The following is a 12143-nucleotide window of genomic DNA, read 5'->3' as shown; positions in this document are numbered from 1 at the left end:
CTCATCACACCCCCCAAAAACCAAAGGAGCGGATGATGGAGTCACTGCGCGAAACCAATGAAATGTCCCAACTAAACACAGAAGCGATGCGAGAGAGCATTGGTATTCAGTTAGTGGGCAGAAATATCTCGAACACAAAACCAGAACGTGTTGTAGCTCAAGTGCATAAAAACCTAACAAAAATCCTGGAGCCGCTGGATGCGCTCTATCCGATTGAGCAACGCTTCGATCTTGGGCCCTATGTGCATTGGCGAGGCAACGCGTCATCACCCATGCATCGTTGGTTGAGATATCGAGAAGCATATTCGCCAGAGCTTATTGATAAGCTGCAGTTGGGCAGTCGAATTCTCGACCCTTTCAGTGGTTGTGGTTCTATTCCTATTGGCGCCGCTATAAGAGGGAAAAAGTCGGTAGGTATCGATTTAAATCCGATTGCCGCGTTCTCGTCAAAGGTTAAGCTGACGCCACTGAAGCCGTCTTCTATACGCAAAATTAAGAGTTTCCTTGAAAGTTTGCCCTCCCTCCTTAGGAGCAGTGAACAATGGCCACTCCCCGAACTGAGCATATCGAAGAAAGTATTTGAGCCACAGATGCTTGATGCTGTTTTGCGCGCCAGAACAGCTATTGAAATATCATTTAAAACCGACCCTCTTGCACGAAACTTTGTATTCCTTGCCTGGCTGGCCATCCTAGAAGGGGTCGGCAGCTACTTCAAAGAGGGTAACGGGATAAAGTATCGTAACAAGAAGCGACAAAAGGGTAAGTACGAAAATCGCGCCGACGGCGAATGGCAACTGGAAAGATTCGGGGCGGACCAAACAGCTTTTTTCTCCAAAACCTTTACGCACCAGCTAGAGATGATGCTGGAAGACACTGTTGAATGGCAGTCTGGAGATTGGACGGGACAGCAGCTGATAGAGGGCAGTGCATTCAATCTTGGCGAAATGCTCAAGGGGGAGACTTTCGATTCGGTTATCTTCAGTCCCCCATATGCGAATCGTTTTGACTACTTTGAGTCATTCAAGGTTGAGCTATGGTTTGGCAACTTTGTTAACTCCTATGCAGATCTTAATTCGCTTAGAAAAGCATCCTTAAGATCGCATCTAAACGCGGACTATAAAAGGCCTTCAGAGAACTTGCCTGTTCTCGAGGAATTAATTTCGTTGATGGATACCTCCGCGAGTAGTTGGCGAATGGGTGTGCCAGACCTCATGCGGGGCTATTTTCACGATATGGGCATGGTACTTCGTCAGTGCCGAAGTGTTCTTCCGGCCGGTAAGTGTTATGTAGTTGTTGGAAATTCGGCCTTTGCAGGCGTGATTGTTCCTACTGACGTTCTCACAGCCATGGTCGGTATAAACGCAGGCTTTAAAAAAGCAAGAATCATTGAAACCAGGCATTTGACCGTCGCGCCACAGCAGCGAAATATGCTGAAGGGTTTCGAAAAATACATGCGCGAATCGATAGTGGTACTTGAATGAGTGATTTGAATGTTAAGCGAGGGAAAATGCCCGTCGAGCCACCTAGAACTGGGCGGTCAAGAGGCGTTGCTACTCGAAAAGAAGGGCAAGAGAGTCACGATGTAATCCGTGAAGTGGAAGAGTTTCCCAAGCACACTGAAATCAGTCATGGGGAGCTACTGAGCCTAACTTTGTCGACTAAGACATCTGGGCTGACGCATGGCCTTCACCGCTTCCCAGCCAAATACATCCCGCAGGTTCCTCAATGGGCGATTCGCAATTTCGCAGGAGATAAAAGTGTTGTTTGGGACCCATTTATGGGCTCAGGCACTAGCTTGGTCGAAGCGTTGTGCGCCGTTAAACAAAGTTACGGAACCGACATTGATCCTCTGGCCCGCTTGATTTCGAGCGCTAAAACTACCCCCTTAGACCCGTCACGACTGGCTACTCTATCTGAGAAATTAGATTCTTCATGCCTGCCGCCATTGGAAGATTGCTTTCTTCCAATGGCAGGAGTTAAGAATGTGACTCACTGGTTTTCAGAGAAAACTTGGATAGACCTCTGTCGAATTTTCTCTGCCATCGAAAATCTTGACTGCAAGCCAAGTGAGAGAACGTTTTTCTTTGTTGTCTTTAGTTCAATTCTGCGTTGGGTGTCAAACGCCGATGACCAAACTCAAAAGACCTATGTGTCGGGGACTCTGAAAAAAAGCCCCCCAGAGGTGTTTCCCACATTCGATAAAGCCCTACAGAAAGCCCTACTCAGTGTTTCCAGCTTGGAATCTGCGCGGCAGGGGCGACAGGCCACAATTCTTGAGGGAAATGCATTGTCGGTTCCTCTTAAGGACGCGTCGGTTGACCTTATTGTCACTAGTCCACCGTACCTCGATTCGGTGGACTACATGTACAACTTTATGCTTGAGTATTTTTGGCTAGGTCCCCAAATTGGTGTGGCTAGCCGAGCTGAATACAACAGTCGCCGTAGAACGCCAATCGGAGCGAAGAATCCTGTAACTCCAGCACATTCCGTACATGAAGCCTTGCTGGATTTGGTTGATCCACAGCAGATTCCCGAGTATCGAAGAGGTGCCGCCTTGAGCTACTTCGATCTGATGCAAAAGCACTTTGCCGAAGCTGCTCGAGTAATGAAGGATGGTGCCAGGTATGTTTTGGTAGTTGGGAATAGTCAGGCATCCACAGGGGTGCTACCAGTTCATGATTGCCTACTCCGACTTGCAAAAACAGCAGGACTTCACCTTGAGAAGGCGTTTGCGTATCGAATTCGTCGCCATTACATGAAGTTCCCACGAAAAGGGCGTGGCGGAATTATTTTGATGGACTGGGTTATTACTCTTAAAAAAACTGATACTGCGCTTATGGAAGTTGAGGACCGGCTTCCACTTCCGCAAGTAACGATAGGAGCAGATGAGGTGGCAAATTGACGAGTGCTTTCCCCCGCGCATCAAGGGCGCATGACTTTTGGCGTGTCAATAGCTACGGTTATCCCTGCTTCTTCAGCGACAGTGAGAAGTCACAGGAAGCTTGGACGACCTTGCTCTCATTTTTTGATTTTACCGACTACGACGAATTGAAGTCTCACTGGTCGTCGCCGGGAGCTCCTCGCCAGTTAAGCTCACATGCAGTTGAAAGTTGGAAAGCAACGTTTGAAGAATTCGGTATTCTTTACGTAGAGTCGCGTTCGAACCGCATAACCATCACCCCGGCAGGCATACAGCTTCGCGAAGCCGCCGAAAGAGATGACCGCAACGAATTCGCCTGGATCGGGCTAAATCTTTTGTTGCGCTACCCATTACGAGGCCCCCGCCGTCCTAAAAGCGAAGCACACAGAGAGTCCGACCTGCTTCTATACAGATTTTGGTATGCGGCGCTACTCGATCTGGATGGCTATGTGTGGTGGACTGAGTTAGAACGAATTCTGTGCCGAGTGTTTCTTACAAACGAAGCAATAGATGCGATTGAGGATGTCCGGAGCTTGAGGTTGCATCCAGAACTTATTGCCCACGTTAATTTGCCTGCGGCACAAAGGCAAGGTGCTTTTTATAACTCACTTAATCAAGTTGCTGTTCACGCCGGAATGAATCACTTGCTACTTGGTGGTGAGGACATTGAATGTCCATATGGTGTAACCGAACCTAAGAGGCGGCATTTCATTCGGCGGGATTGGATGGGAATGATCAGAAAGGCGCTATCCAACAGTGGGCAATCCGATCAGTGTTCGACCGGTGGGCTTGCAATCGCTCGCCTGCCTGCAGCACCTCGTTTTTCTGATGAGCGGGAGTATTTCGACTACCTTGGTGCGCGTGTCACACCGATGGCGACACTAGTAACATCCACCCTTTCAAGCGTGGAGCTTCAGGGTGAGCGAGTGCTACTTTTGTCTTCGGGAGAAAACTATCAGGTCCTCGATGAACACCACATTGTGGGCTCTGTTGCATCACTCTGCCAACTCGCACGTGGACAGCGGATTATTCTGAGTCATGACGAGCAATGGACACATCTGGTTGAGGGCAAGGAGCTGGTAGATGCCCACGTTGTAAGAATAAGGATTCGTCGAGCACGGCCCATATCAAATATCCAAGCAATCCGCACACTTCTCGGGGGTAATAATGTCTGATATCAATGAAAGCGAGCTAGTTGATAGCGGCGCAATTCCTCCGACTGATTTTCACGAATCAATCGAACGCTTGCGTGAGATTGCTCAATATGACCTTGAATTTCCTGATGATTTTGATAATCGCCTAGCGGAGGCCACATCTCAGTTGGTCGTACCGGAGGACGTCCTCCGAGCAGCGGCTGCTGCAATACGCGTTGGACATATTGTGTTGCAGGGGCCACCAGGCACAGGAAAGAGTTCCCTTGTACGTGCCCTAGCTAAAGCATTCAACGCATCGACTTTCGCAGTGACTGCACATGAGGATTGGACGATCTACGATGTCATTGGTCGACTTGAGTTGCGGCTAACCGAAGACCGCAAGGAAGAAATTACCCCGGTCAACGGCGCACTAACCGAGGCAGTGATTCGATGTGGAAATAATGTTGTTCAGCATTTTGATGACCCCAGCCATCCGCAGGCGGAGTGGCTATTGATTGATGAATTAAATCGCGCTCATCTTGATAAGGCATTCGGCGAGCTTTTCTCTGTGCTAGGTACGGATGATCTGGTACCAATTAATCTCCCCCATCAAAAAGATGGGAACAGGGAATTGGTCATACCAAAGAGATTTCGAATAATTGCAACACTTAATTCATATGACAAGCAATTTGTTCAAAGTCTGAGCCAAGCTATTCGACGTCGATTTACATTTATTTCTCTTGACGTGCCACCCAAGAAACCTTCGAGTGAGACGTGGCGTTTTGATCCAGGCCACGCATCTCCCGCGATCAAAGAATTTTCGTATGTCATTCAAAGAGCTGCGCAACGCATCGCTCGTCGTGAATGTTCAATGAATCCGGAGCGAGCAGCTGCAACCACTGATCTCATTTTGCAAGAGGCGAAAAACTCCCACCTTGAGCGTATTGCAGCTTTGTTCGGGGTTGTCGAATCTGTTAGATATGCTCCGGATGGTGGAGGAGTTCCACACCTTCCGATTGGAACAGCTCAGTTAATTGATACTGTAGAAATTTTTTTGACAAGACATCGACAAGATGGGGACGTCGATGCAACTGCTGATCTGAATCTCGACTGGGCAGCATCAGTCAAGTTGGCGCCGCTGTTCGAATCCGACGTTCTGGAGCCCGATCAACTAGTCAAGTTTGCGAGCGCACTACCACAGCCGTTTTCAAATCAATTTGCGCGCCAATTGCTCATTATTGCAGCATCGGGAATGCACTTTGTCCCAGAACAATGACAATCAGCTTGGGAAGCGTTTCCTTAAGGAGGCGCTTCCTCTTATATCGACGTACTTCTCTGGAGAGAGCGTAGGGCTTGCAGGAGCATCTGCGTCTATTGGCCAGGAGGCTGACGAAGAAAGTATCGAATTTGGTCAGCACATTCGATTCAGGCACGCCATTGCATGTTGTGCCGAGCTATTTCCAATAGTTCAAAGAATAGAGAGTGGATTGTCAAGCGTAACAGACACCACTCGGACAGAGACTAGGGGGGTGATACGCGGTCGACTCGATATACCCCGATACGTTGCCAGGAGATCTGCGTCTTTTTCTTGGCCGAAGAGCTATCCTATCCTAGTAACTACGGAGAACGCATCGACGCCAGAAAATGAGCTGGTAGTGCGAGTTTTTAGGGTATTGCTTCAACGTCTTCCCATATCGCAGTTTCCGCCGAACTCCGCCGAGACCATACTTGGGCGGAGGTATAAGAGCTGGATCCTTGGCCGAATGAAGCGTGATCCATGGAGTGTGATTTCCTGTACCTCATCCTTGCCTAGGCTGTATATGGAGGCATGTCGTCGAATTGCACGAAGACAGACAGGTAACGAACAGGCTTATGCAGCCTTAGTAGCTTTGGTAAGGGATTGGCACTTAATTGGTGAGGAATTTTCCGGGTCACCATCTTCGGAGAAGTTCGTCAACTCGCTTCTATCCTTTCCGGCTGATCAATCGTTTCTTGATCGGATCTACGAAATCTGGTGCATTCGTTCAGTCGCGCAGGCATTCATCAAGCTTGGTGGGAAATTGATAGATGGCCCATGCAAGATGACGGATAGCAGACGAAAGCCAATTTACACGTTTGACTTTTCATCAACGCGCATTGAAATTTGGTTCCAATGCTCCTTGCCCAGCGATGATGCGAATTGGTTTTATGAATCCACCGGAAGCTCTCTGCGAGGTATACCGGATATAACAGTAGTTGCAGATAGGACTCATCGAATCATAATCGATGCAAAAAACAGGATGGTAGTTGGGGCAACGCGGTCAGAGGAAACATACAAAATGCTTGGGTATTTTGAAAACTTTCAAAAAACCCTCGTCGGCGAAACGAATTGGGGCGTTCTTGCCTTTGTTTCCCAGAACGGATTCTCAAGAACTATCAAGTCGCCTGATGGACGTTTGCTTGAATTAATCAGCGCACACCCTACAGCATTCGCGGAATGTAATTTTCATGAAGACATACTAAAAATCGTTGGCGCGTGGATGGGCAGGATTGATGGCAAATTGCTTGGATCAAGCAATTCGCAAAATTAAAGTCGTTCGGATGCTCCTAGTAGGAACGATTGCAGCGTTTGCGCATCCTTGCTACTTAGTTTTCGCAAGGATCGAATTAGTCCGACATTCACCGCCCAGCCGTTAACGCGATGGTCGACATTCCTAAATCGTTCTAGAGAATCCCAAAGCTCTTTCGTTTTTACCGGGATTTCTGCTTCTTCGTCGAGTATGCGAATTGGGTCAACCTCAACTATTACGGGTAATCCGTGCTTCTTCGCATAGATGTGCTCGGGTGATTTGTATGGCTTTGATGCGACCTTCAAGACTCCACACCAAGTCATTCTCTCTGCTAGATAGCAAACCAAGACATCTCCAATCTCTACGTTTTTCAGGCTTGTCTCAAGAGTTAAGCGAAAGCCAAGTGCTTTGCTTGGCATTGCTTTAAATTCTCGCCAAGTTGATGGCTTAAATACTACTGAATAGCTGTTTGACATATCACTCGACCAACTTGGTTAGGTGCAATGCGCAGACGGAGCGCCGACACGCCGCAATTGAGAAGGATGCCACTAGTTACTCAGTAATCTTTGCTCGAGCAAGTAGCTCTCGGCTATCCGACGTTTCATTAGTCCAGGCAGTAGCTTACCTCCCCCGTAGACCCACCTGCGTAGTTCTTGCCCTGCAGCAAACCAGTCAAGCTGATTCACCCGCCGCCGAAGCGTTGATGTCTGCAGCCGCCCCGCGCCAAGGTTGAACGTGAAGTCGACAATGGCCGCGAGCCGCTCCTCCGGTTCTGTGGCCAGCACCGGGCAATAGCGCAGCGTGGCAGCGAGTGCCGAGTGGAGATCGCGCGCCAGATAGACCTCTGCTTCCGCCTCCGTAATCGGTGGATGCTTGGAATCGCAGACATGGCCGTACCCAATCGTCCAGAACCCTGCTGGGCAGATATAGGGAACGGCAGTGATCTCGATTCCGCGCTTCACCTTGCGCTCGAATCCTTCAAAGTGCTTGGCCAGCTCGATAGCCGCTTTGGGTACCTCAATCACGGCCGCACCCGGTCGAACACGCGCCCGAGGAACCAGAAGTTGAGCACCCCGGCCCACAGAGCCTGATCGGCCTCCGTCCATGCGTGCAGGATGGCCGTGCCCCAGCCAGCGCCAGCAGTCACAGCTGCTGCGAATGATGCCGTCTTGGCTGCGCAGTACAGGGCCATGAACCAGTAGGTGATGACGGGGCGCACGCTGATCGACAAGGCGTCGGCCCAGCGAACCCCGGTTTTCTCGCCCTGCGTGCGAACGGCTTCGCGCAGGGTTTCGATGGCTCCGACGTTCCACGCAGCATCGGCTCCCGCGCCGATTTCCGACATCCGCTGCGCGCCACGCAGCTTCTCGAACTCCAGCGCCTTGTCCTGCATCGCCAGTTCGTGGCCACGCTCGCCTTTACGGTCGAGCCATTTGAGGATTTCAGGTGCAAGACGGAAGGCCCCGCCGAGGAGGCCACCAAGCAGTGTCTCAATCATTGCGGGCCTCCCATCAGTTTCAACTTGATGGCTGCGCCAACGAGCAGTGCAGCCAGGATGCCGGTGGTGATGACCTTGACGGTGGTCTGCCAGGCCGTGCGTCGGGCATCACGCCAGGCTTCCAGCAGGTCGCGTAGTTCGCGGATGTCGCGTGCGGCGTGGCCGTTTTCCAGGCCAAGGTGGGTCAGGACACGCTCGGCTCCGCGTTCAGCGGCGCGGTCCAGCAGTTCGTCGAAGTCCTCGCGGCGCAAGAGGAGCATGTTCTCGACGAGCGCAGGCTGTTGTTGTTCGGGTTCGGTCATTGCAGTCTCCAGAAATGCGAAACCCGCCTCGTGGGCGGGTTTCTGGTGGGTACGAAGATGGGAAATCAGATGGCGATGCCAGCGCTCCAGCCGGTGGACTTGTAGGCCGAGAGCTTGGCCTCGTCCTCGATGTAGCAAAGCCAGCCGATCTTGGGCGTGTGGTACTCCCAGACATCGGCAATTCGCACCGCGATCTGGTTGGTTTTGCCTGCCCACACGCCCGTGGCAGCGGCAGGAATGAGGTAGCGGTCGCCGTTGGCGGGGCTGGCCGGTGGCGTGGTCAGGTCGCGGTCTTTCACGGATAGGCCGACCACAGCGCCGAGGCGCTTGAGGTTGGCGTCCATGCCGGTGTCCCAGCCGCTCTCACCGAGCGTCCAGCCGTAGTTGAGTCCAAGGTTCGGATCGGTTGATGACATGGCTTATCTCCAGAGATTCGATGCGTGGCGAATGCGCCGGACAGCGTCCGGGTCGCCTGTTCGATGGCTTTGCTGCGGGTGCTGTCGCCAATGACGCCCAACGATGGGCAGGTACAGCACGCCGCCGCGCTTGGCTACGAGCAGGGTCAGCAACCAGTCGGCGAAGTTGTTGAGGTCGGTGGTTTCCTTGAGCACGGCTTCGACGACGGATCGACGCATCACGATCAGGCCGTGCACGTGGCTGGCGCTATTGGCGTGTTGCCAACGGCTGTAGGCCAGACGCCGTACCGCGATGTCCTGGCCGTTTTCGTCGGTCAGTGCTTCGTCGGTGTAGGCCATCACGGCCTGCGGGCAGGCATCCAGCGCGTCGGCCAGTCGTGTGAAGGCGCTGGCTTCGTACAAATCGTCGGGATCGACAAAGGACACCAGCGGCAGCGTGCCTTGTGCATAGCCTGCCGCGCGTGCCTCACCGATACGACTCGGAATGCCGGGCAAAACGTGCAACTGGATCGGTGCGTCCTCGAGGCTGGCGATGCAGGCCTCCCGCCATTCGGCGGGCTCGTTTAGTGTGAGCAGATGAACATCGATGCGCGGCTCCATCACACACCTCCCCAATACTGTCCCCAGCGCAGGCCGTAGCCCGCGCGATCCATGACCCGCACCTGCGGCTGCCAGCTGCTCAAACCATCGCGTTCGGCACTGATTTCGACTGTGATGCGGTCGCCCAGCGCACCGGCATCCAGCGCGGCCACTGCTGCCGTCCAGATAAAGGTGGTACCGAGCAGTCCCGTTTCGGTGTGCGCCAGCACGCCATTGCGATTGCGGATACGCAGCGTGTAGGTCACGCCCAGTTCCGGCCCGATGTCGCCCTCGTCTTGCTGCACGAGATAGGCGGTCTGCTGCGTGCGGTCGCGGTGGGCCCACGCAACCGTGAGGTCACCGGCCACCACGACAGGCTCCGTCTGACCATTGAGGCGGATACGACCGGGTGGATACGGCAGAGCCTGCCGACCAGCCAGCACCATCGGCTGCCCATTGGCGGCCAACACAGGATCGCCCTGATCGGTCGAAGTACGAGGAATCGCGCCCACGAACACCGATTCGCCCGGGGCCCGCTCCGCACCTTCGGATGCCAGCCATTCGCCGACACCGATCAACCGAGTCCCCAAGGCATGTGCTTGGGGTGTTGTGTCGAGTACGCCGCGCGCGAGATCGATGGTCGCGTTGGCAGCATCGAAGGCCAGGACAGCAACGGCCTCTGCCATTGCCCCATTGGCAGCCACCAGATAGGCGTAGTCGCCCACGGCCAGTCTCTCCGGCTGGCTGATGGCCGTCAGCGACACACCGATGGCATCGACCTCGCTGGCAGGCAAGGCCACATCGAGCGTCAGCAGTGGCGCGTAGTCCTCTCCCACAACGGCTGCGAGGTCGCCACTCGATGCGCCGGTGGCCAATTGCCAATTCAACTGCCCGGTGCCCCCGGCGGCGGCCAGCGCACCGAGATAAGTGTCCGTATCGGTCAGGTAGGCCAGATCTGCACGCGACAAACGCCGGGCCAGTTCCCAATACGGCACCTCGACGGCCAGCACCACGGTGGGCGGCAAAGGTTCGATGGTCGGTTCCTCGACGTGCGGTGGCGGGGGCGACAGCACGGTGTTGCTCATCCCGAAAACATCTTCCATGGCTTCGATGCGCCACTCGGCCGCGCCCAAGGTGCCGGTGTCGATGCCGGTGACGCGCACCACCATCTGATCCACACCCAAGCGTGGCCAGTTCAGCAGAAACACATCGCCCGGCAGAGGCGCACGTTCCAGGGTGTCGCGTGCCACGGTCAGATTCATTCGGGCCAACGGCGAACCCAAGGCGCGCAGGTCACGCAAGGCCAGCCGCGCGGCCAGTGGCCCGTAGTTAACACCCGGGTAGTCGCGGCGTTGATTGATCACGCCGCCCTGCAACTGGATGGCGGCCAAGTTCTCGACCGTAACGGCGGCATCACCGCCGGTTTGCCAGTCGGTGTAGACGACGGTCAGTTCATTGGGTAGCTCGCCCCACTGGGCACGCTCGAAGCGTTCCAGCCGCACGATTTCGTCAGGCCCCAACTGTGGCAGGCTGTCGATCCAATAGTCGTCGCGCAGCAGCTTGAGCTCAAACGTGCCTTGCTCCGGGTCGGTGTAGAGGATGCCGCCAATGTGATCGATGACCTGGCCGATGAAGCTCTCGATTGGCTGCTGCCGTGTCCAGATCAGATTGAGGCCGAAGCCCTCACTCGACAAACCCCATGCCGCGTTCCAGAAACTCCAGCCGATGGTGCTCTGCGGATAGCCCATACCCCAATGCGGATCGGTGAGGCACTGCACCAGAATGTGCGCCGGGTTCATACCGACGCTGATCTCACGGCCTTCGTCCTCATCCCAGGTGCGGACTTCGGCATTCCATTCCATCCATGGCGCATCGAACCAACCCGCCGTGAAGCGCCGGACGCGCACTGCCCACGGTTTGATGTAGGGGTTGTTGGCCGCGAACAGGATCTTGCGTGCCACCAAGGACAGCACGCCCCGAAATGCCGGAATGGAACCGCCGAGGCGACTCATCAGGTAGTCGTTGCGTCCTTGTCCGGCATGACCAGACAGCACATCGATGGTGCCGACCACGCCGCCTTCGCGCTCGTCGCCGCCAAACAGCGTGGGCTTGTTGATCGAGAGGCTGCTCAGGCCATGCCCGCTGGACAGCGGCGCACGGTCGGCATCACCCCACGCGGTACGGTCGCCCATCTGGATTTCCTGCACGGCATCGACGGGTCCCTGGCACAAGGCCAGGTGTAGCCCCATCCGGTAGCGATAACCGACGGTTTGCTTCTTGCTGCTGCCACCCATCAGCCTTGCTCCCGCTGGCTGGATTGATTGCGGGCGTGTTCGACCACACGTTTTGCCATTGCATCGCCGGTGGCCAGCAAGGTTTCGGCGTCACAGCCATCCCGCAGGAAGGCGCGGAAATCCAGGTCGTGACGCGCAAACCATGTACGCGTGCCGTTCACGCACAGGCCCACGGCGCGCACGTGATCGATGGTGATGACGGTCTGAGTGGTCATTTCTTGCCACCTTTCTTCTTGATCGGGTCGGCTTCGAGGTCGCCATACCAGACGACGTTGGAGCCGCGCAGTAGCACGGTGCCGAACACGACGGGAATCGGTCGGCCTTCTTCTGCGGTGGGGGCATCGACGTCAGACAGGGACGCCGGTTTGGGTTCGGGCGGTTTCGGCGCGAGCGCGACCGAAACCAGCGCCGCCACCACGATGACGACGAGGTACCACATGGCGATTTCTCCA

At 54.5% G+C, this 12143-nt stretch carries 14 protein-coding genes; 5 read left to right on the top strand and 9 right to left on the bottom strand.

The window, feature by feature from the left end:
* Positions 1-35 precede the first annotated feature (35 nt).
* The 5 genes from BKE09_RS23380 (at position 36) to BKE09_RS23370 (ending at position 6623) form a co-directional block, all read left to right on the top strand.
* The gene (locus tag BKE09_RS23380; protein ID WP_139319671.1) at positions 36-1481 is read left to right on the top strand and encodes an SAM-dependent methyltransferase; all 1446 of its coding nucleotides are present in this window, start codon (positions 36-38) and stop codon (positions 1479-1481) included.
* Between the two features lie 113 nt (positions 1482-1594).
* Complete coding sequence (locus BKE09_RS16800) at positions 1595-2902, top strand: modification methylase (protein WP_235319625.1); 1308 nt, start codon at positions 1595-1597, stop codon at positions 2900-2902.
* Positions 2899-4095, top strand: coding sequence for a hypothetical protein (locus BKE09_RS23375; protein ID WP_139319670.1), 1197 nt, complete (start codon positions 2899-2901; stop codon positions 4093-4095). The genes BKE09_RS16800 and BKE09_RS23375 overlap by 4 nt, the downstream gene beginning before the upstream one ends.
* Positions 4088-5329 (top strand): AAA family ATPase, encoded by a 1242-nt coding sequence (locus BKE09_RS16795; RefSeq protein ID WP_080342771.1) that lies wholly within the window; start codon positions 4088-4090, stop codon positions 5327-5329. Before BKE09_RS23375 ends, BKE09_RS16795 begins: the two co-directional genes overlap by 8 nt.
* Positions 5330-5816: 487 nt before the next feature.
* A complete protein-coding gene (locus BKE09_RS23370; protein WP_139319669.1) occupies positions 5817-6623 on the top strand; it encodes a hypothetical protein in 807 nt (268 codons plus the stop codon).
* On the opposite strand, the gene BKE09_RS23365 is transcribed toward BKE09_RS23370, so the two are convergent.
* The 9 genes from BKE09_RS23365 to BKE09_RS16755 form a co-directional block, all read right to left on the bottom strand.
* Complete coding sequence (locus BKE09_RS23365) at positions 6620-7078, bottom strand: hypothetical protein (protein WP_139319668.1); 459 nt, start codon at positions 7076-7078, stop codon at positions 6620-6622. The genes BKE09_RS23370 and BKE09_RS23365 overlap by 4 nt on opposite strands.
* Before the next feature lie 72 nt (positions 7079-7150).
* Positions 7151-7627 (bottom strand): lysozyme, encoded by a 477-nt coding sequence (locus BKE09_RS16790; protein ID WP_046432121.1) that lies wholly within the window; start codon positions 7625-7627, stop codon positions 7151-7153.
* Complete coding sequence (locus BKE09_RS16785) at positions 7624-8100, bottom strand: hypothetical protein (RefSeq protein WP_046432123.1); 477 nt, start codon at positions 8098-8100, stop codon at positions 7624-7626. Before BKE09_RS16785 ends, BKE09_RS16790 begins: the two co-directional genes overlap by 4 nt.
* Positions 8097-8402: a DUF6127 family protein gene (locus BKE09_RS16780; protein WP_020200523.1), complete on the bottom strand. Its 306-nt coding sequence runs from the start codon at positions 8400-8402 to the stop codon at positions 8097-8099. The genes BKE09_RS16785 and BKE09_RS16780 overlap by 4 nt, the downstream gene beginning before the upstream one ends.
* Before the next feature lie 65 nt (positions 8403-8467).
* Positions 8468-8818: a DUF2793 domain-containing protein gene (locus BKE09_RS16775; protein ID WP_046432125.1), complete on the bottom strand. Its 351-nt coding sequence runs from the start codon at positions 8816-8818 to the stop codon at positions 8468-8470.
* 3 nt (positions 8819-8821) lie between these two features.
* Positions 8822-9418, bottom strand: a complete 597-nt coding sequence (locus BKE09_RS16770) for a glycosyltransferase family 2 protein (RefSeq protein ID WP_046432127.1) — start codon at positions 9416-9418, stop codon at positions 8822-8824.
* Positions 9418-11691: a phage tail protein gene (locus BKE09_RS16765; RefSeq protein ID WP_046432129.1), complete on the bottom strand. Its 2274-nt coding sequence runs from the start codon at positions 11689-11691 to the stop codon at positions 9418-9420. Before BKE09_RS16765 ends, BKE09_RS16770 begins: the two co-directional genes overlap by 1 nt.
* Positions 11691-11906, bottom strand: coding sequence for a hypothetical protein (locus BKE09_RS16760; protein ID WP_170871756.1), 216 nt, complete (start codon positions 11904-11906; stop codon positions 11691-11693). The genes BKE09_RS16765 and BKE09_RS16760 overlap by 1 nt, the downstream gene beginning before the upstream one ends.
* Positions 11903-12130, bottom strand: coding sequence for a hypothetical protein (locus BKE09_RS16755; RefSeq protein ID WP_009521704.1), 228 nt, complete (start codon positions 12128-12130; stop codon positions 11903-11905). Before BKE09_RS16755 ends, BKE09_RS16760 begins: the two co-directional genes overlap by 4 nt.
* Between the last annotated feature and the right edge of the window lie 13 nt (positions 12131-12143).

Source organism: Stenotrophomonas sp. TD3 (genome assembly GCF_001939825.1).
GTDB lineage: Bacteria > Pseudomonadota > Gammaproteobacteria > Xanthomonadales > Xanthomonadaceae > Stenotrophomonas.
This window is presented reverse-complemented; position numbering and strand designations above follow the sequence as displayed.

What these genes read in the sequence shown, in the direction of transcription:
- BKE09_RS16785 (WP_046432123.1), bottom strand. Translation starts at nt 8,100, where the DNA reads ATGATTGAGACACTGCTTGGTGGCCTCCTCGGCGGGGCCTTCCGTCTT.
- BKE09_RS23370 (WP_139319669.1), top strand. Translation starts at nt 5,817, where the DNA reads ATGAAGCGTGATCCATGGAGTGTGATTTCCTGTACCTCATCCTTGCCT.
- BKE09_RS16755 (WP_009521704.1), bottom strand. Translation starts at nt 12,130, where the DNA reads ATGTGGTACCTCGTCGTCATCGTGGTGGCGGCGCTGGTTTCGGTCGCG.
- BKE09_RS16775 (WP_046432125.1), bottom strand. Translation starts at nt 8,818, where the DNA reads ATGTCATCAACCGATCCGAACCTTGGACTCAACTACGGCTGGACGCTC.
- BKE09_RS16780 (WP_020200523.1), bottom strand. Translation starts at nt 8,402, where the DNA reads ATGACCGAACCCGAACAACAACAGCCTGCGCTCGTCGAGAACATGCTC.
- BKE09_RS16765 (WP_046432129.1), bottom strand. Translation starts at nt 11,691, where the DNA reads ATGGGTGGCAGCAGCAAGAAGCAAACCGTCGGTTATCGCTACCGGATG.
- BKE09_RS16760 (WP_170871756.1), bottom strand. Translation starts at nt 11,906, where the DNA reads ATGACCACTCAGACCGTCATCACCATCGATCACGTGCGCGCCGTGGGC.
- BKE09_RS23380 (WP_139319671.1), top strand. Translation starts at nt 36, where the DNA reads ATGGAGTCACTGCGCGAAACCAATGAAATGTCCCAACTAAACACAGAA.
- BKE09_RS23365 (WP_139319668.1), bottom strand. Translation starts at nt 7,078, where the DNA reads ATGTCAAACAGCTATTCAGTAGTATTTAAGCCATCAACTTGGCGAGAA.
- BKE09_RS16770 (WP_046432127.1), bottom strand. Translation starts at nt 9,418, where the DNA reads ATGGAGCCGCGCATCGATGTTCATCTGCTCACACTAAACGAGCCCGCC.
- BKE09_RS16795 (WP_080342771.1), top strand. Translation starts at nt 4,088, where the DNA reads ATGTCTGATATCAATGAAAGCGAGCTAGTTGATAGCGGCGCAATTCCT.